Source organism: Bacillus sp. JZ34 (genome assembly GCF_053903205.1).
On sequence record NZ_CP096403.1, the window covers coordinates 427,323 to 446,709 of the forward strand.

Genomic DNA, 19,387 nt, shown 5'->3' on the forward strand with positions numbered 1-19,387 from the left:
TCTATTCGTTTAATATTCGGTTTTTCCAATAATAAAAAACGATTTTTAAAAATAATCTCTTACATTTGCATGAAAAACCGTGTACAATGAGATGGTATAATTAACGAAATGGAAACAGATAGGAGAGGATCTCGCTGATGAAACATTTACCTGCGCAAGATGAACAAGTTTTTAGCGCCATTCAAGATGAGCGGAAACGTCAACAGTCGAAGATTGAGCTGATCGCTTCTGAAAACTTTGTAAGCGAAGCGGTTATGGAAGCTCAAGGCTCGGTTTTAACAAATAAATATGCGGAAGGATATCCTGGTAAACGCTACTACGGCGGATGTGAGCATGTAGATGTCGCAGAGGATATCGCGCGCGACCGCGCCAAGCAGATTTTCGGCGCCGAGCACGTCAACGTTCAGCCGCATTCCGGCGCACAAGCGAACATGGCGGTATACTTCACGATTTTAGAGCACGGTGACACCGTATTGGGAATGAACCTTGCTCACGGCGGACATTTAACGCACGGCAGCCCTGTCAACTTCAGCGGTGTTCAGTACAATTTCGTTGAATACGGTGTTGATAAAGAGACGCAGTATATTGACTACGAAGATGTACGTGAAAAAGCGCTTAAACATAAGCCTAAGCTGATCGTGGCCGGGGCAAGCGCGTATCCGCGCACCATCGATTTTAAAAAGTTCCGCGAAATCGCTGATGAAGTCGGAGCCTATGTGATGGTAGACATGGCGCATATCGCCGGACTTGTAGCAGCAGGTCTTCACCCGAATCCTGTTCCTTACTCTGACTTTGTGACGACGACAACTCATAAAACGCTTCGCGGACCGCGCGGCGGCATGATTCTTTGCCGTGAAGAGTTTGCAAAGCAAATCGACAAGTCGATCTTCCCTGGAATTCAAGGCGGACCGTTAATGCACGTGATCGCTGCAAAGGCTGTTTCCTTTGGCGAAGCTTTAAAAGACGAATTCAAAACATACGCCCAAAATGTCATCAATAATGCGAAGCACTTGGCTGAAACATTGAAAAAAGAGGGCATCGAGCTCGTATCAGGCGGAACGGATAACCATCTTGTGCTGGTCGACCTGCGCTCTCTCGGCATGACCGGAAAAGTGGCTGAAAATGTTCTTGATGAAGTCGGCATCACCGTCAACAAAAACGCGATTCCTTATGATCCTGAAAAACCTTTCGTAACGAGCGGAATCCGCGTAGGTACAGCAGCCGTGACAAGCCGCGGCTTTGATCTGGAAGCGATCGAAGAAGTGGGAGCGATCATCGCGTTTGCCCTTAAAAACCATGAAGACGAAGCGAAGCTGGAAGAAGCAAAACAGCGCGTAGAAGCGCTGACAAGCAAATACCCGTTATATACCGGGCTTGATTACTAAGATATTTGTGCCGCTCCCAAAAGGGGCGGCTTTTTTCATAAAATTGTCTCCTGATTTTTGTTGAAACAAGCTGTTTTTTTATGTAGAATCAATAGAAGTGTGTGAAAAAAAGGAGCTGAAAACGGATATGGGAAAGGTATATGTGTTTGACCACCCTCTTATACAGCATAAGCTTACATACATCCGGGATGTAGAGACCGGAACAAAAGAATTCAGAGAGCTTGTTGATGAGGTTGCAACGCTGATGGCATTTGAGATTACGCGGGACCTGCCGCTGGAGGAAGTGAATGTAGAAACTCCTGTGCAAATGGCAAAGTCAAACGTCATCGCCGGAAAAAAACTCGGGGTTGTTCCGATTCTAAGAGCGGGACTGGGAATGGTAGACGGAATTTTGAAGCTGATTCCCGCTGCAAAAGTCGGACATGTCGGGCTTTACCGTGATCCTGAAACATTGAAGCCTGTTGAATATTATGTCAAGCTTCCATCCGATGTTGAAGAACGCGAATTCATCGTCGTCGATCCGATGCTGGCTACCGGAGGTTCGGCGGTAGAGGCACTGAACAGCTTGAAGAAACGCGGCGCAAAAAATATCCGTTTTATGTGTCTGATCGCTGCTCCGGAAGGTGTAGACGAAGTTCAGAAGCATCATCCTGATGTTGACATTTACATTGCCGCTTTGGATGAGAAACTAAATGAAAAAGGATATATCGTTCCCGGATTGGGCGACGCCGGAGACCGCATGTTCGGAACGAAATAATGTAAGAAAATCCTGAAAAAGGGTTTTCTTTTTTTGTGTTTTATACCATAATTAAACATGTGTGCGTCTTAAATGGGGCGAATTTGTGAACATTTTGTGAGAGACGCTGTGATTATGAATAGTTTTTTAACTTTAAACAGATTGACACCTCAGGGGGGCTATTGTATGCTAAAATAGGCTATTATGATAAGGTTTTCATAGCGGTTATCATAATGACCAGTCCTCTGTTAAAATCCTTTGAAAACCCCATATTTGCAGGCGACAGACAGATCACCGGCCCGAGAATTTTCGGAGTGTGTGAAGTCTTGAACAGAACACTACGTTCTGTAAAATGGTCAGACCGCCTAGTTTACCGTAATCGTAAGATAGATTTAAAATTTTCACATCAGGAGCGTATTTGATGACCGATGCGAGTCTTTCATTCCGTAGGCAACAAAAATATGTCCTATATATTTTAGCAGTCTGCGTGTTAGGCTATGGATTTCTGCCATTTCAGGCGATTTTTTTAGGCCTGATTACCGGCACTGTTTTCAGCTATTTCAATCTCTGGCTGCTGACCAAAAGGATGCAGGCCTTCGATAAAGCAGTGGCAAAAGGCAAAATGATCCGTTCTCTCGGGACTGCTTCCAGATTGTGCAACGCCATTATCGCGGCGGCCATTGCTTATAAATACCCTGAATATATTCATTTGGCAGGCGTCATTGTGGGGTTGATGACAATTTATCCTGTCATTATGATAGATTCCTTTATCCAGCTAAAACGTTCATCAATGGAAGAGAGGTGAAGACCCTTTGCACGAATCAAGAGTTGTTAACTTTTTAGGCCTTAACTTTGATGTATCAAGTATCTTAATGATTACTGTGACAAGCATCATCGTCTTTCTGATAGCGGTGCTGACCACAAGAACACTCGCGATCCGGCCGACGAAAGCCCAGAACTTTATGGAGTGGATTGTCGACTTTGTTCGCAATATTATCGGCAGCACAATGGATCTTAAAGTCGGCAGAGACTTTCTCGCCCTTGGCATAACCCTGCTGATGTACATATTTGTTGCCAACATGCTCGGCCTTCCGTTTTCCATTACAGTAGGCCATGAATTATGGTGGAAATCCCCGACAGCCGATCCGGCGGTTACTTTAACCCTCGCCGTCATGGTAGTAGGCCTCACTCATTACTACGGAGTGAAAAGAAAAGGGTTGGGGGAGTATACCAAAGATTTCTTCAGACCAATTCCGTATTTAGTGCCGCTCAAAATTATTGAAGAATTTGCGAATACATTAACATTGGGATTGCGTCTTTACGGTAATATTTTCGCCGGCGAAATTCTGCTCGGCCTTCTTGCCGGAATGGCAACCAACTTCTATTCTCAAAGCATTTTCATGGGGCTGGTTGGAACCATTGGAGCGGTTGTGCCGATGATCTTATGGCAGGCGTTCAGCTTGTTCGTAGGTACAATCCAGGCATTCATCTTCACGATGTTAACAATGGTTTACATGTCTCACAAAGTAAGTCATGAACACTAAAAACAAGACATATCCGAAAAGGATAACAATTTAAAGGAGGAACTTTTTCATGAATTTAATAGCAGCTGCAATCGCAATTGGATTAGGTGCACTTGGTGCAGGTATTGGTAACGGACTTATCGTATCACGTACAGTAGAAGGAATCGCACGTCAGCCTGAGGCTGGTAAAGAATTAAGAACGCTTATGTTCATCGGGGTAGCATTGGTTGAGGCCCTTCCGATTATCGCTGTTGTTATCGCGTTCTTAGCATTCTTCGGCTAAAAACTTATATAACTAGTAAAATGGCGAAGATCACTGCAAGAGGCCTTCGCCATTGCTTTATGGTTGCTTGAACTGTCATAACGGCCGGAAGAAACAACCTCTTGAAAAAAGAGGGAGAACATTTTTTCGATGGCCTCGGAGAGATAATCTGCAAGAAGGGAGTTGCCGTATTCGATGTCTTTTTTACCACAGGTTATGGGTGCAGGAGTAGGGTTTAATGCCGGAACAATGCTGTTCCAGCTTGTTGCCATGCTGATTTTGTTAGCGCTCTTGAAGAAATACGCTTTAGGGCCGCTATTAAATATAATGAAAGAGCGTGAAGACTACATTACCGGAGAGATTTCCTCTGCCGAGAAAAAGAATGAAGAAGCGAAGAAGCTCATTGAAGAGCAGCAGGCGCTTTTGAAAGAAGCGCGTGAAGAATCCCATTCTCTGATTGAAAACGCGAAAAAACTGGGAGAACAGCAAAAGGATGAAATCATCAAGGCTGCGCGCCAGGAAGCAGAACGCATGAAAGAATCAGCCAGAAGCGAGATCGTCAAAGAAAGAGACCAGGCTGTCAGCGCGCTGCGCGAGCAGGTTGCATCACTGTCTGTGATGATCGCTTCGAAAGTGATCGAAAAAGAGCTTGACGAACAAGCCCAGGAAAAATTGATCCAAGACTATCTTAAAGAAGTGGGAGAAAGCCGATGAGCCAATCAGCTGTCTCCAAACGCTACGCAGCCGCTTTGTTTGACATTGCCCTTGAATCCAAGAAGGTCAATGAAATAGAAGAAGAGCTGACCGTCGTTAAGAAGATATTTATTGATTATAAAGACCTCAATGCCGTTCTGAGTCATCCTAAAGTGCCCGCTGAAAAGAAAAAGCAGATTTTAAAAGACTCGTTCGGATCTGTTTCGACTGCAGTCTTACATACGCTTTATCTTCTCGTTGACCGCAGCCGCACGTCAATCGTCCCGGATCTCGCGGACGATTATGTAAAAATGGCGAACCGGTTCCGCGGGACGGAAGACGCGATCGTATACTCTGTAAAACCGCTCAGTGAAGAGGAAATTTCCTCTTTTTCTCAAGTGTTTGCAAAAGAAGCAGGCGCCGCTTCACTGCGCGTCAGAAACGAAGTGAATCCGGATCTGATCGGCGGAGTAAAAATCCGCATCGGGAACCGTATTTATGACGGCAGTGTAAGAGGAAAGCTTGACCGGATAGAACGTCAATTAGCAGGCGAAAATCGAAAGAAGGGGTGAAACCTAAGTGAGCATCAAAGCTGAAGAAATTAGCACTCTTATTAAACAGCAAATTGAAAATTATCAGTCTGAAATAGAAGTTCACGACGTAGGTACGGTAATTCAGGTCGGTGACGGTATCGCACGCGTGCACGGCCTTGATAACTGTATGGCAGGTGAGCTTGTCGAATTTTCAAACGGTGTGCTGGGCTTAGCTCAGAACCTTGAAGAATCAAACGTAGGTATCGTTATTTTGGGACCTTACAAAGACATCCGTGAAGGTGACGAAGTCAAAAGAACCGGACGGATCATGGAAGTTCCCGTCGGTGAAGAGCTGCTCGGCCGCGTTGTCAATCCGCTCGGTCAGCCTGTAGACGGAATGGGCCCGGTTCTCACAAGCAAAACCCGTCCGATCGAAAGCCCGGCACCTGGTGTTATGGATCGTAAATCCGTTCATGAACCGCTTCAAACGGGAATTAAACCGATCGATGCGCTGATTCCTATCGGCCGCGGTCAGCGTGAGCTGATCATCGGTGACCGTCAGACGGGTAAAACATCGATTGCGATTGACACGATCTTGAACCAAAGAGATCAGGACATGATTTGTATCTATGTTGCGATCGGTCAGAAAGAATCGACTGTTCGCGGTGTCGTTGAAACGCTGCGCAAAAAAGGCGCTCTTGACTATACCATCGTTGTCACAGCTTCCGCTTCACAGCCTGCACCGCTATTGTATCTAGCGCCGTATGCGGGTGTTACGATGGGTGAAGAATTCATGTACAACGGAAAACACGTGCTGGTTGTGTATGACGATCTTTCAAAACAAGCGACGGCTTATCGTGAACTTTCCTTGCTTCTGCGCCGTCCTCCAGGCCGTGAAGCATTCCCTGGAGATGTATTCTACCTGCACTCCCGCTTGCTTGAGCGCGCTGCGAAACTGAGCGACGCTAAAGGCGGAGGATCTTTAACAGCATTGCCGTTTGTTGAAACGCAGGCTGGCGACATTTCAGCCTATATTCCGACAAACGTCATCTCAATCACAGACGGACAGATCTTCCTGCAGTCTGATTTGTTCTTCTCAGGCGTGCGCCCTGCCGTCAACCCTGGATTATCGGTATCCCGTGTCGGCGGATCTGCGCAAATCAAAGCGATGAAGAAAGTAGCCGGTACGCTTCGTCTTGACTTGGCATCTTATCGCGAGCTTGAGTCATTTGCACAGTTCGGATCTGACCTTGATAAAGCGACGCAGGCCAAGCTGAACCGTGGAGCCCGTACAGTGGAAGTTCTGAAACAGGATCTGAACCAGCCGCTCCGCGTCGAAAAGCAGGTTGCCATTCTTTATGCCCTGACCCGCGGATTCCTTGATGATGTGCCTGTAGAGGACATCAGACGCTTTGAAGAAGAGTTCTTTATGTACCTTGATCAAAACCATAAAGATCTCCTTGATTCAATTGCTCAGACAGGAAACCTTCCGGCCGACGAGGACATGAAGGCTGCGATCGAAGGCTTTAAACGTACGTTTGCACCTAGCAACTAAACATTTGAAGTGAGAAAAAGATCTTCTTTTTCTCTCTTTTTCACGTAAATTCGGAGTGAATTTGAAAACAAAAAGGTGGTGAAACCTTTTGGCCTCATTACGGGATATTAAATCCAGAATTACTTCAAATAAAAAAACGAGTCAAATCACCAAAGCTCAGCAAATGGTTTCTGCCTCAAAGCTGAACCGCGCTGAGAGTAAAGCGAAATCGTTCGTTCCATACATGGAGAAAATGCAGGAAGTCGTTGCTGATATTGCGCTTGGATACACCGGAACGCATCCGATGATGTCGAGCCGTCCCGTGAAGCGGACCGGCTATCTGGTCATCACATCTGACCGCGGACTTGCCGGCGCTTTTAACGCTAACGTTCTCCGCAAAGCGTACCAGAAAATCCAGGAGCGCCATCAGTCAAAAGACGAATATGCGGTCATCGCGATCGGAAAAATGGGACGCGAGTTCTTCAAAAAACGCGGCATCCCGGTTATTTCCGAAATGACCGGCATCAGGGACGAAGTTTCCTTTCCAGAAATTAAGGATTTGGCGAACAGTACGATACAAATGTTTATCGATGAGACATTTGATGAACTTTACTTGTTCTACAACCACTTTGTCAGCGCAATTTCTCAAGAGGTGACGGAGAAAAAGCTGCTGCCATTATCAGATATCGCGCCAAACAAAAAAAGAACTTCCTATGAATTTGAACCGGACGAAGAAGAAATTTTGGAAGTGCTTCTGCCTCAGTACGCTGAGAGCTTGATTTTCGGCGCGATTCTGGACAGTAAAGCGAGTGAACATGCTGCGCGGATGACAGCGATGAAAAACGCAACGGACAATGCGAAAGAGCTTATCGCTGACCTCGAACTGTCTTACAACCGTGCTCGTCAGGCGGCGATTACGCAGGAGATTACGGAAATTGTCGGCGGTGCAGCTGCCTTAGAATAGAAAAAGCTTGTCAGGAGGGATAGAGATGAAAAAAGGACGCGTTAGCCAGGTATTGGGACCGGTCGTAGACGTTCGTTTTGAAGACGGTCACTTGCCTGAAATATATAATGCGATTAAAGTTACACATAAAGCGCAGAACGAGAATGAAGTAGATATCGAACTTACCCTTGAAGTAGCGCTTCACTTGGGTGATGATTCAGTTCGGACGATTGCAATGGCTTCAACTGACGGTGTTACACGCGGAATGGAAGCCATCGACCTGGGAGAGCCGATCTCCGTTCCGGTCGGAAACGTGACACTCGGCCGCGTATTTAATGTACTCGGGGAAAACATCGATTTGGATGAGCCGCTTCCGGCTGATGCTGCCAAAGATCCGATTCACAGAGAAGCTCCAACATTTGATCAGCTATCAACAGAGGTTGAAATCTTAGAGACGGGTATTAAAGTCGTCGACTTGCTCGCTCCATATATTAAAGGCGGAAAAATCGGTCTTTTCGGAGGAGCGGGAGTTGGAAAAACCGTCTTGATTCAGGAGCTAATCAACAACATCGCTCAAGAGCACGGCGGTATCTCTGTATTCGCGGGTGTCGGCGAGCGTACGCGTGAAGGAAACGACCTTTACTATGAAATGAAAGATTCCGGCGTTATCGGCAAAACGGCAATGGTCTTCGGTCAGATGAACGAGCCGCCTGGTGCGCGGATGCGCGTTGCCTTGACAGGACTTACAATGGCAGAGCATTTCCGTGATAAAGAAGGCCAGGACGTATTGTTCTTTATCGATAACATCTTCCGATTCACTCAAGCCGGATCTGAAGTATCTGCACTTCTTGGACGCATGCCGTCTGCGGTTGGTTATCAGCCGACGCTTGCAACTGAAATGGGTCAGCTTCAGGAACGGATCACTTCTACAAATGTCGGTTCCGTTACATCGATTCAGGCGATCTACGTTCCTGCCGATGACTATACTGACCCGGCACCGGCAACAACGTTCGCTCACTTGGATGCGACAACAAACCTTGAGCGTAAGCTGTCTGAAATGGGTATTTACCCTGCGGTTGACCCTCTGGCTTCAACTTCTCGTGCACTTGCGCCAGAAATCGTCGGAGAAGAGCACTATCAAGTGGCCCGCCAAGTACAGCAAATCCTGCAGCGCTATAAAGAGCTTCAGGATATCATTGCGATTCTCGGTATGGATGAGCTTTCTGACGATGATAAGCTTGTCGTCAGCCGTGCGCGCCGCGTACAGTTCTTCCTATCGCAAAACTTCCACGTAGCTGAACAGTTTACAGGACAAAAAGGTTCTTACGTTCCTGTCAAAGAAACGGTAAAAGGCTTTAAAGAAATCCTTGAAGGTAAGTATGATCACCTTCCAGAGGACGCTTTCCGTCTTGTCGGCCGAATCGAAGAAGTTGTCGAAAAAGCGAAAGAAATGGGTGTAGAAGTATAATCTGGTCCTAGGAGGGTAAAAGCATGAAGACCTTAAAAGTCAATATCGTTACTCCCGACGGCCCAGTATACGATGCGGATATAGAAATGGTAAGCGTTCGAGCAGAGAGCGGTGAGCTTGGTATTTTACCCGGCCATATTCCGACGGTTGCTCCGCTAAAAATTGCTGCAGTCCGTCTGAAAAAAGACGGTCAAACTGAGCTGGTTGCCGTCAGCGGGGGCATAGTTGAAGTCCGCCCTGACCATGTCACCATTCTGGCCCAGACGGCGGAAACATCTGAACAAATTGACAAAGAACGCGCCTTGGCCGCAAAACGGCGTGCCGAGGAACGTTTGCAAAAGCATACGCCAGATGTTGACATTATTCGGGCAGAGCTTGCTTTAAAACGCGCGATTAACCGGTTGGATGTTGCGAGATAAAGATGAGGATCCTTCCCATATTAAGGATGGGAAGGGTTCTTTTATATTCATGATTAAACAGAATTGAAAATGTTGAAAAAAGTTCACAAATTGTTCGCCTTTTTAGTTTGAATCTATCTATAATACAAAATAGTAAGCTATGTTCTCTTCCGCCAGAAAGAGGATGTAAGACATTCAAGCAAACTCCTCAACATTGGCCTCAGGCAACAGAGGATCACTCCATCTATGGGAAAAAGTTCTATCCATGAACGTCTTAACATGAAACATCAAAACTGTTAAAATGACTTGAAATGACCGGCATTATTCCTTTATCCCACAGCAGAAGAGACTAGGCAGGCCGGAGCCACCAAACCGGCTGGAACGTAAGGAGGCGTCATCAATAATGGAAGAGATCGGACAACAGGCTGCTGTCAGTATCATCGTTCATCTTTTTTTTATTGCATTGACTTGGTGGGCTCTTCTGGCGGTCAATATTGATCCGCTTATCAGGAAAGGAAAAGTCATTCAGGCGAGGGTGTTAATGATCATCATTACAATCGCCGTCGGCTCCACCGTCAGCAATTTTTTCCTGGACTATCTTTATTATTCCAGACAGCTTCAAAATTTATTTTCATGATTGAGTAAAAGAATTTTTGGGAATGGACAAATGTGGGTAACGCCGCATTCCGCAAAATCACCGGGGGACCTTGTTTTTCCACGTATGCTTTTCCTACGATCCGTCAACAATGGAGAGTAGGAGAGGATGATGCGGAATGAAGACAAAACAAACGGTTAATGCCCTCATTTTTATTGTGGTTTTATTTTTAATTGTTCATGTCTTTCAATCGCTTGAAGCAGCGGGCAATACGCCGCTGGAACAGCTGGCGGAAGGTTTGAGCCGCCATGATGTCGAGCTTGAAGAATGGACCCTGCACACAAAAAAGCAGCTTACCCTAAGTGAAAAAGATTTTTTTGCAAAACTGAAACATTTCAAGAAACAGCATCGACAATATCAATGGACTATAACGCGGGAAGACGATGATACAGTTAAAGCAACAGGTGTTTTTCAGGACAAAAAAAATCACATCAATTCCAAAATACATTTGGTATCCACCCACAAAAACCAGAGACTTGTTTCGTATTTATTGTATGAGCAAAAAGGCGCGGGACCACGGGAAAACTGGAATACTACATATAAGCAGTTTGAACGGGATGCATTCGACATAATGCGAGAAAAGACCGCAATTTTTACTTGTCTAAAGGGCCATTTAAATGGTATGATGAATGTTGTTTTGCAAAAAAAAGCAAATGAACTAGTACATGAATTTGATGCAAAGTCAGTTGAAGATTTAATCGAACCAAATTTCGTTTCTATTTCTGCTTACACTAACGAGTGGAAAGAATCCATCAAGACAGAAAAACACCGTATGAATCTGCAAGTCTCGCTTAGAAATGCGGGAATGGGCGAAAAACTTACCGTCACGGTTGGCACACCAATCGTTACGACTGAATATTAATATAGAGAAATTGGGACGCGGAGGGGAATACCTTGGAAAAAATCATCGTCCGCGGCGGTCGAAAGTTAAACGGCACGGTCAAAGTTGAAGGAGCAAAAAATGCCGTTTTACCAGTTATCGCTGCATCTTTATTAGCCAGTGAAGAAAAAAGCGTAATATGTGATGTGCCTACGCTCTCCGATGTATATACGATTAACGAAGTGTTACGTCATTTAGGCGCAAGTGTACATTTTGAAAATAATACAGTAACGGTTGATGCATCTCGCACTTTGTCTACGGAAGCTCCGTTTGAATATGTTCGTAAAATGCGCGCATCTGTATTGGTGATGGGTCCGCTTCTTGCTCGCACAGGTCACTCGAGAGTGGCTTTGCCTGGAGGATGTGCAATCGGTTCAAGACCGATCGATCAGCATCTGAAAGGCTTTGAAGCAATGGGCGCAAAAATTAAAGTCGGAAACGGCTTTATTGAAGCGACTGTAGAAGGCCGCCTTCAAGGCGCAAAAATTTATCTTGATTTTCCTAGTGTCGGAGCAACTGAAAACCTGATTATGGCTGCAGCTTTGGCTGAGGGCACGACAACGCTCGAAAATGCTGCTAAAGAGCCTGAAATCGTTGATCTGGCTAACTATATCAATGCAATGGGCGGTAAAATTCGGGGTGCCGGTACAGGCACCATTAAAATTGAAGGCGTTAAGGCGCTTCATGGTACAAAACACACCATTATTCCTGACCGGATCGAGGCGGGTACGTTCATGGTTGCCGCTGCGATTACCGAAGGGAACGTACTGGTAAAGGGAGCGGTTCCTGAGCACTTAACATCTTTAATTGCGAAAATGGAAGAAATGGGCGTTCAAATCATGGAAGAAGGAGACGGTCTTCGGATCATCGGTCCTTCTGAATTGAAGCCTATTGATTTAAAAACAATGCCACATCCAGGTTTCCCGACTGATATGCAGTCTCAGATGATGGCTCTTTTGATGCGCGCAAATGGAACCAGCATGATCACAGAAACCGTCTTTGAGAACCGCTTCATGCATGCGGAAGAATTCCGCCGTATGAACGGAGATATTAAAATCGAAGGCCGTTCTGTCATTATTAATGGTCCTGTGCAGCTTCAAGGTGCTGAGGTGGCCGCAACGGATCTTCGCGCCGGCGCAGCTCTTATCCTTGCTGGCCTTGTCGCTGACGGTCATACACGCGTAACCGAATTAAAACATTTAGACCGGGGATATGTCAACTTCCACCAAAAACTTGCCGGTATCGGTGCTGATATTGAGCGCGTTAACGATGAAGAAGCGGTTCATATTGAAAATAAAGAAGTTGTATCCGATTTAAACGCATAAATCAACGTGAAATCAGTATGTCATCCGGCATACTGATTTTTATGTTTCAAGTATTCTATATCAGTATGCCTCCCATATCTATCATTATGCACAAGAATGGCTTTTAAAATACGCAGCCGCAGTTGAAAAGTACAGTCATATTAGCTTGTCCCCGCCCATAAAATGAAAGAGACAAAACAGAAATGGGGGCACTGATTTGAAACAGCTATTTATTGTACTAGCAGGAATCTGCATGCTGATTTTACTCATACCAACACTGCTTGTCCTCCCTTTTCACGGGGGACCGGGGGCAATCAAAACAGAAAAGCACGCTCAGCAACACGAGGAAAAAAAGAAAGTCACCTTAAAAGAGTCTCCCGTTTCAATTCCGGTCTACAGAACGGCTGACCGGAAAGTTGAAGACATTCCGCTTGAAGAGTATGTCATTGGTGTCGTTGCTTCGGAAATGCCGGCTGATTTCGATATCGAAGCTTTGAAAGCACAAGCGCTCGCGGCCCGCACATATATTGTGAGGCAAATGGTATCAGAGCAGGCTGTCCGATCGCCGAAGGGCTCGCTCGTCGATGATACGCAGATGTTCCAGGTGTATAAAAACAAAGAAGAGCTCCGCAGGCTGTGGAAGAAAGATTACGATTGGAAAATCAAAAAAGTGACCGAAGCTGTCGCCAGTACGCAAGGCAAAATTTTAACCTATGATCATAAGCCAATTGACGCTTCGTTTTTCTCGACGAGCAACGGGTACACCGAGAATGCGGGGGCTTATTGGACAAGTGATATTCCGTACCTGCAAAGCGTGAAAAGCTCCTGGGATACAAAGTCGCCGAAATTCCTGAACCACAAAACGTTTACTGTCACTGAATTTGAACAAAAGCTCGGCGTGAAGCTGCCCAGCTCAAACAGCATTGGGAAGATCACTGAAAGAACGCCGGGAAAACGCGTAGCGACTGCTGTCATTAATGGAAAGAAGCTTGAGGGAAGAGATATTCGTGAAAAGCTCGGCCTCAAATCGGCAGACTTTGATTGGAAACGCGACGGGAATCAGATTACCGTCACGACGAGGGGTTTTGGACATGGAGTAGGAATGAGCCAATACGGCGCACATTATATGGCGAAAGACGGCAAGAAAGCGGAAGCCATCGTCAAGTATTATTACAAAGGAACAGCCGTATCCAATGCTGATGAATTTTTAAATAAATACATGGCGAAAAAATAATAAAGAGACGTCTGCCTCATTGGCGGCGTCTTTTTGAATGTCATCAAATTTGGCATTCTCATGAAGTTGATGTGCGCCAAAATATTATACAAATATTTCAAGAATCATGTGCCGGAGGGCTTGCTGAACAGCGTCAAAAGGCCGTGAATCTCTTGTCAATATAAGGGTTCACAGGCTATAAAGTCTATTTTATCTGCTTGTTGTATGCTGAAATGAATAACGAGGAAAAGGAGACATGCCCTATTTATTTCTCCCTGGTGTTCTTCTACGATATTAATGTGTTAACGACTTTATTTAAGAAAGGGGAAAGGGAGAAATGAAGAAGAAGCTGACATTAGGGATTTTGACCGCTATGGTTCTTAGCCTTGGTTCACCTGCTTTCGCAGCTGAGAAAAAACAGGAGGTAACAGTTGCTGAAGATTCGCCTAACATCGCGATTATGCTTGATGCAAGCGGCAGTATGGCTAAAAAGATCGGCGGAGTCTCAAAATACGAGCTTGCCAAAAATGAGGCGTTCAGCTTTGGTTCAAAGCTTGAAAATGCAAACGTGCTCATGAGGGTTTTCGGTTCAGAGGGAAACAATAAAAACTCCGGAAAAGTACAATCCTGCAATGCAATCAGAGGAGTGTACGGATTCCAAACGTATGACGAGCAAAGCTTCCGCAATTCATTAAACGGCATCGGACCGACTGGATGGACACCGATCGCAAACGCGCTGCAAGATGCCAAAAACGCGCTTGACCAGCAGAACAACAACGGGAAAAACGTCGTCTATCTGCTGACAGACGGTGAGGAAACATGTGGAGGCAACCCGGTAAAAGTCGCAACAGAACTGCGCAAATCTAATGCGGTTGTCAACGTAATCGGCTTTGATTATGAAGGAGATTTTCACGGACAATTGACAAGCATCGCAGCAGCTGGCGGCGGTGAATATTTCCAAGCAAAAACCAAAAATGACATCAAAAGAATTTTCACTCAGGAAGCAATCGAGCTTTCTAAATAAACTGGAAAAAAGCTGTGGACATGTTTCCGCAGCTTTCCTTTTTTGATGAAAAGATTGTCAAAAGTCAAGTAAAACACTTTACAAATATTAAGTTATTGTTTCAGAACGTTGAACCCCGCTGAATCCTTTGGAGGGGTAATTTGTCGTAACTGTTGTTTTATTGGGACGAAAACGGTCTTTTAGCGGACTTTTTTGGTAGGACTTAAGTGGAAGTGTCGGTCGATTATCGTAAGGATTATGAAGAATTTGTGAATTTGAAAAGGAGATCCGGCCTATTTATTTCTATCAAGCCTTCTTTTACGATGTTGGTGGACTAGATCTCATGCGGAAGTTCGGTCCGAAAAAAAGTGCGGAAAGGAAAGTGAGAAAGGTGAAAAAAAGGTTTACTCTGTTAACAACGTTCACCATGCTTTTGTCATTGGCTCCGGCTGCTGCTTTCGCGGCTGAAGACGGAAATGCGGACAACAGCAAAAAAGATGTCAATGTTGCAGTTGTGCTTGATGCAAGCGGCAGCATGGCACAAAAGGTTGAAGGAGAAAGAAAATTTGATATTGCCAAAGAATCCGTAACCGACTTTGCTGACCTGCTTTCAAGCGATGCGAATGTTATGCTGAATGTGTTCGGACATAAAGGCAACAATAAAAACTCCGGAAAAGAACTATCTTGCGGTACGACGGAAACCGTCTATGATCTGCAGCCGTTTTCTTCCAACTCGTTCGAAAACGCTTTAAGCGGAATTAAGCCTACAGGCTGGTCTCCGATTGCAAAATCTCTTTATGATGTAAAAGAAGATCTTGCCGATAAAGATGGTAAGAATTATGTTTACATCGTGACAGACGGTGAAGAAACATGCGGAGGAGACCCTGTTCAGGCAGCGAAAGATCTGCGCAAATCCAACATTAAAACAATCGTCAACATTGTTGGACTTGATGTGAAAACCGTGAAAGAAAAAGCTAAGCTTAAAAAAGTAGCTGCTGCTGGCGGCGGAAAATTGATTGAAGCCGACTCAGCTTCTGATTTTAAAAAGGTATGGAAAGAAGAAGGCGTAAAACTGTCTCAGTAACTCCGTACGAGAGCGGGACGGCCGCAGTGCCGTCCCGACCTTCTGTTAAGCTAATCTGTCGACATTTCGAGTTCTTCGATTCGTTTTTCTGCATAGCGCGGATCTTTTCTTGAATGGAAAATCTCCGCCTTTTCAATCATGACCGCCGTGTTGTATTCCGGAATACGGGCATGGTTTTCGTATACGCCTTTAGGGATCAGGACATTTCCTTCCGGCCAGTAGACCGCCGTGTTTCCGCGTTGTACGGTGGCATATTTTGCCCGGCCTTGGAAAGTTCCGTAGCGGTTGAATAGAACGATCGCTTCTCCATCTTGAATATAAAGCTCCTCGGCATCTTTTGGATTGATCATGACATCCCGGCGATCTGCCGCGTTGAAAGGATCTTTTTCACTATAAATCATCGAGTTGAACTGTTTTCCCCTCCTTGTCGTCACGAGGAAGCGTCCTTCAGTTTGTCTGTTTTCAGGAAGATCGACGGGGATCAGGTTACCCTTACCGTCTGCCGTCGGACACATCCCGCCTTCACAAAGCCAGGCGCCGCCCCATTGAAAGACATCTCCGCGTTTTTTTAAATGCTGAATCCCGTCATAATTCCGGTTGGCAGCAGCGATTTCTTCACGGATATCTGCAGCGTCGTCAAAATGGATCAGTTCTTTGTCTGCGGGCCGAACCCGTTTGGCAAGATCCATATAAATTTCCCATTCAGAACGGGCTTCTCCGATGCGCGGTCCTTTAATTTCAGGGCTGAAATAGACCATCCGTTCCGTACTGGTCGAGGTTCCTCCGCCAGGCTGTTCATATCTTGTCATTGCGGGGAGAATGATAACTTCTTCTTTGGCATCGACAAGGGTGGAAGTATTGAAGATGATGTCCTGATGGACTCTCATCTCAACTTCCTGTAATGCTTTTTTGATAAAATCGGGGTTCGGCATCGTTTCCAAAAAGTTGCCTCCGCTCGTATAAAACACTTTTACTTTTCTTTCGCTTTCGTTCGGCAGCAGCATGTTTTCGATTGTCTGGCCGATCGTATCGCCTTGCCAAGTCGGTATTCGAAAGCCCCAAATCTTCTCGATCCGTGCGGTAGTTTCTTCGTCAAAATCACCGCCTGGCAGGACGAAAGGATCGGCACCCATTTCTCCAGAACCCTGCACACCGCTGTGCCCTCTGATCGGCATAAGGCCGCAATGCTTTCTGCCGATGAATCCTTGTAAAAGGGCGAGATTTGCCACCTGTGAAATGTTGTCGGTCGCAAAACGGTGCTGTGTGAGTCCCATGCTCCAAATGAAAACGCCGGTTTTCGCCCGGGCCAGCAAGATGGCGAATTCTTTCATTCTATCTTTCGATATGCCGGATGACTCTTCAAGCGTCTTCCAATTTTGTTTTTCGATATGCTGTTTAAGCTCATTGAATCCGTTTGTGTGTGCTTCGATAAAAGCGCGGTCAATGCTTGAACCGGGGGCCTCCCGTTCCATTTCAAACCAGTGCTTCATTACCCCGTTCATAAAGGCAATGTCGCCGCCGATATTGACTTGGTATACGTCATCAGTGATTTTGGTCCCGAAAAGGGCGCTCTCAGCTATCGATGGAATCCAGTATTTCTCCATCGAAGGTTCCAGGTACGGGTTGATCATAATGATTTTTGTTCCCGCTTTTTTGGCGGCATACATGTATTTTGTTGACACCGGCTGGTTATTGGCGGCGACAGATCCCCAGAAGACGAGGACATCCGTCCCGATCCAGTCTCGGTAGCTGCAGCTTGAGGCGCCGATGCCAAGGGACCTTTTTAAAGCCGTTTTGCTTGGCGAGTGGCAGATCCGCGAGGCGTTGTCAATGTTGTTTGTGCCGATAAACCGAGCCGCTTTTGCGGCTGTATAGTATACCTCATTCGTAATACCCCTGGCCGTTAAATAAAAGGCGAGCTGTCGTTTATCAATCGATTTGATTTTGTCCGCGATTCGGCTGAGTGCTTCGTCCCATGAAATTCTCGAAAACGACCGTTCTCCTTTTTTTCTCGACAGCGGATAAGGGATACGTCCGAGCTTTCTCAGCTCGGTGCTATCCAGCTTTCTCAGCTGTTCAATGTCGGCGGACAGCCATTTGTCCTCGATCGCAGGCATCGTATTTAAGCGGAGGACGTTCAGCCGCGTCGTGCATAGATGAGGCCCTGTGAGCGTCTGATCACGGAGCCCGGATACACCGAGCGCACAGCCGTCGCACACGCCTTGCGTCAAAATTCTGTAGGCGTACGAAAGGTTGTCTTTATTGTCCCACGCCGTTTTCATCGTATCTCTGATATGCTTTGGCTTTACCTTTCCGAGTCCCAGCGGCGCCCAAGACGCCCACAGTTTTGGCGCGGGTTTTTTATTCAGCTTCATCGGACCTTCATGCTTTGTTTTTCCCATTCCATTCTCTCCTTTCCAGCGGATACTGCCAGATCATCCTTTTATCGAGTTTGAGACATGAACCGCCGCTTTTTTTCGCAACTGTTTAATGTCGGTTCTAATGAAGATCGAAATGAACAGGCCGATGGCGAACAGTGCTGCGAAAACCGTCAGGCTCTGGCTGTAGCTTCCTGTTGCATCACGCACCCAAGAAGAGAACATCGGGCCCGCAAGTCCTGCCGCCGCCCATGCCGTTAAAATGTATCCGTGAATTGCACCGAGCTGCTTTGTTCCGAACAAATCCCCGATATAAGCCGGAATTGCGGCAAACCCGCCTCCATAGCACGTATAGATCAATGCCATCAAAACAGAGAATACGGCCTTGTCAGAAATAAACGGCAAAAGCGGAAAGGCGATCAGCTGTACAGCGAAAAAGACGGTATACGTATTCGGCCGGCCGATGTAATCAGATGCTGAGGCCCAGCCGATCCGCCCTAAGCCGTTAAATGCGCCCAAAACGCCGACGAGAGCGGCAGCAGCGGCGGCGGACATGCCCGCACTTTCCTGCGCCAGCGGCGAAGCGATGGATATGATGGCGATTCCGCACGTAACATTAATAAAAAGCATCAGCCATAAATAATAAAAGCGTTTCGTTTTAATGGCTTCATTTGCCGTCAGCTGGGAAATATCGGCGCTTTGCGCCTTTCCGTTTTTTTCGGTTGAAAATCCTTCAGGCTTCCAGCCGTCTTCCGGCGGAGCGAGGTAAAGCGAAGACAGCATCATCACAAGAAAGTAGCAAATGCCGAGAATAAAAAAGGTATTGGCTATACCGACCGCTGAGATCAGCATCTGTATGATCGGGCTGCTGATCAAGGCCGCAAATCCGAATCCCATAATGGCTAGCCCCGTAGCCAAGCCGCGGCGGTCAGGAAACCATTTAACAAGCGAAGATACGGGCGTAATATAGCCGACGCCGAGTCCGATTCCTCCGAAGACGCCGTAAAACAAATAAAGCAGGGGAAGGGAGCCGATCTGAACGGCGAAGCCTGAAAACGTCACGCCAGCTCCGAAGAAAAGAGCGGCGAGCATGCCTGCTTTTTTAGGGCCGTGCTTTTCGACGAAGTGCCCCAAAAATGCGGCTGAAAGACCGAGAAATAAAATAGCGATGCTGAACGTCAGGCTGATCTGGCTGAGGCTCCAGCCGAAGGTTTCAGCGAGCGGGTTTGTAAAGACGCTCCATGCGTATACAGACCCGATAGACAAATGAATACCTACAGCACATAAAGCAATGAGCCACCTGTTTTTCAATTTTTTCATGCGAGAACCTCCTGTGGAAAAGAAAGGCTTGTCATAAAGACAGAAGGCTGCCGGGGAGCGATTGTTTGAAAGCGG

The 19,387-nt window shown here is 46.3% G+C and carries 19 protein-coding genes; 17 read left to right on the forward strand and 2 right to left on the reverse strand.

Going from position 1 to position 19,387, the window contains the following annotated elements:
* The first annotated feature begins 137 nt into the window (after positions 1 to 137).
* From glyA to M1D90_RS02145, 17 genes are all read left to right on the forward strand, one after another.
* The gene (gene glyA / locus M1D90_RS02065) at positions 138 to 1,385 is read left to right on the forward strand and encodes a serine hydroxymethyltransferase (protein WP_105979550.1); all 1,248 of its coding nucleotides are present in this window, start codon (positions 138 to 140) and stop codon (positions 1,383 to 1,385) included.
* A 127-nt stretch (positions 1,386 to 1,512) separates the two neighbouring features.
* Positions 1,513 to 2,142, forward strand: a complete 630-nt coding sequence (upp, locus tag M1D90_RS02070) for a uracil phosphoribosyltransferase (RefSeq protein WP_020453263.1) — start codon at positions 1,513 to 1,515, stop codon at positions 2,140 to 2,142.
* A gap of 400 nt (positions 2,143 to 2,542) precedes the next feature.
* Positions 2,543 to 2,926: an ATP synthase subunit I gene (locus tag M1D90_RS02075; RefSeq protein WP_020453262.1), complete on the forward strand. Its 384-nt coding sequence runs from the start codon at positions 2,543 to 2,545 to the stop codon at positions 2,924 to 2,926.
* A 67-nt stretch (positions 2,927 to 2,993) separates the two neighbouring features.
* On the forward strand, positions 2,994 to 3,665 hold the full coding sequence (atpB, locus tag M1D90_RS02080; protein ID WP_025810648.1) for a F0F1 ATP synthase subunit A: 672 nt from the start codon (positions 2,994 to 2,996) through the stop codon (positions 3,663 to 3,665).
* A gap of 49 nt (positions 3,666 to 3,714) precedes the next feature.
* A complete protein-coding gene (gene atpE, locus M1D90_RS02085; protein WP_020453260.1) occupies positions 3,715 to 3,927 on the forward strand; it encodes a F0F1 ATP synthase subunit C in 213 nt (70 codons plus the stop codon).
* 174 nt (positions 3,928 to 4,101) lie between these two features.
* Positions 4,102 to 4,620, forward strand: a complete 519-nt coding sequence (atpF, locus tag M1D90_RS02090; protein WP_020453259.1) for a F0F1 ATP synthase subunit B — start codon at positions 4,102 to 4,104, stop codon at positions 4,618 to 4,620.
* Positions 4,617 to 5,171 (forward strand): F0F1 ATP synthase subunit delta, encoded by a 555-nt coding sequence (locus M1D90_RS02095; RefSeq protein ID WP_456283106.1) that lies wholly within the window; start codon positions 4,617 to 4,619, stop codon positions 5,169 to 5,171. Before atpF ends, M1D90_RS02095 begins: the two co-directional genes overlap by 4 nt.
* Before the next feature lie 7 nt (positions 5,172 to 5,178).
* A complete protein-coding gene (gene atpA / locus M1D90_RS02100; protein WP_020453257.1) occupies positions 5,179 to 6,687 on the forward strand; it encodes a F0F1 ATP synthase subunit alpha in 1,509 nt (502 codons plus the stop codon).
* 88 nt (positions 6,688 to 6,775) lie between these two features.
* Complete coding sequence (atpG, locus tag M1D90_RS02105) at positions 6,776 to 7,630, forward strand: ATP synthase F1 subunit gamma (protein ID WP_020453256.1); 855 nt, start codon at positions 6,776 to 6,778, stop codon at positions 7,628 to 7,630.
* A 25-nt stretch (positions 7,631 to 7,655) separates the two neighbouring features.
* Positions 7,656 to 9,077 carry a F0F1 ATP synthase subunit beta gene (gene atpD, locus M1D90_RS02110; RefSeq protein ID WP_020453255.1) on the forward strand — a complete coding sequence of 474 codons (1,422 nt, stop codon included), beginning with the start codon at positions 7,656 to 7,658 and terminating at the stop codon, positions 9,075 to 9,077.
* Between the two features lie 23 nt (positions 9,078 to 9,100).
* Positions 9,101 to 9,496 carry a F0F1 ATP synthase subunit epsilon gene (locus M1D90_RS02115; protein ID WP_020453254.1) on the forward strand — a complete coding sequence of 132 codons (396 nt, stop codon included), beginning with the start codon at positions 9,101 to 9,103 and terminating at the stop codon, positions 9,494 to 9,496.
* A 382-nt stretch (positions 9,497 to 9,878) separates the two neighbouring features.
* Positions 9,879 to 10,112, forward strand: a complete 234-nt coding sequence (locus M1D90_RS02120; protein WP_003186001.1) for a DUF1146 family protein — start codon at positions 9,879 to 9,881, stop codon at positions 10,110 to 10,112.
* Between the two features lie 136 nt (positions 10,113 to 10,248).
* On the forward strand, positions 10,249 to 10,992 hold the full coding sequence (locus M1D90_RS02125; protein WP_020453253.1) for a YwmB family TATA-box binding protein: 744 nt from the start codon (positions 10,249 to 10,251) through the stop codon (positions 10,990 to 10,992).
* A 32-nt stretch (positions 10,993 to 11,024) separates the two neighbouring features.
* Positions 11,025 to 12,335 (forward strand): UDP-N-acetylglucosamine 1-carboxyvinyltransferase, encoded by a 1,311-nt coding sequence (gene murA, locus M1D90_RS02130; protein ID WP_023857084.1) that lies wholly within the window; start codon positions 11,025 to 11,027, stop codon positions 12,333 to 12,335.
* A 196-nt stretch (positions 12,336 to 12,531) separates the two neighbouring features.
* The gene (gene spoIID, locus M1D90_RS02135) at positions 12,532 to 13,548 is read left to right on the forward strand and encodes a stage II sporulation protein D (RefSeq protein WP_023857085.1); all 1,017 of its coding nucleotides are present in this window, start codon (positions 12,532 to 12,534) and stop codon (positions 13,546 to 13,548) included.
* Between the two features lie 316 nt (positions 13,549 to 13,864).
* Positions 13,865 to 14,551 (forward strand): VWA domain-containing protein, encoded by a 687-nt coding sequence (locus M1D90_RS02140; RefSeq protein ID WP_023857087.1) that lies wholly within the window; start codon positions 13,865 to 13,867, stop codon positions 14,549 to 14,551.
* 370 nt (positions 14,552 to 14,921) lie between these two features.
* Positions 14,922 to 15,614, forward strand: coding sequence for a VWA domain-containing protein (locus M1D90_RS02145; protein WP_023857089.1), 693 nt, complete (start codon positions 14,922 to 14,924; stop codon positions 15,612 to 15,614).
* Between the two features lie 50 nt (positions 15,615 to 15,664).
* Here M1D90_RS02145 and M1D90_RS02150 read toward each other — a convergent pair whose 3' ends face one another.
* Together M1D90_RS02150 and M1D90_RS02155 are read right to left on the reverse strand one after the other, a co-directional pair.
* Positions 15,665 to 18,016 (reverse strand): FdhF/YdeP family oxidoreductase, encoded by a 2,352-nt coding sequence (locus M1D90_RS02150; RefSeq protein ID WP_145654594.1) that lies wholly within the window; start codon positions 18,014 to 18,016, stop codon positions 15,665 to 15,667.
* A gap of 33 nt (positions 18,017 to 18,049) precedes the next feature.
* The gene (locus tag M1D90_RS02155) at positions 18,050 to 19,312 is read right to left on the reverse strand and encodes an L-lactate MFS transporter (protein ID WP_095291457.1); all 1,263 of its coding nucleotides are present in this window, start codon (positions 19,310 to 19,312) and stop codon (positions 18,050 to 18,052) included.
* Positions 19,313 to 19,387 lie beyond the last annotated feature (75 nt).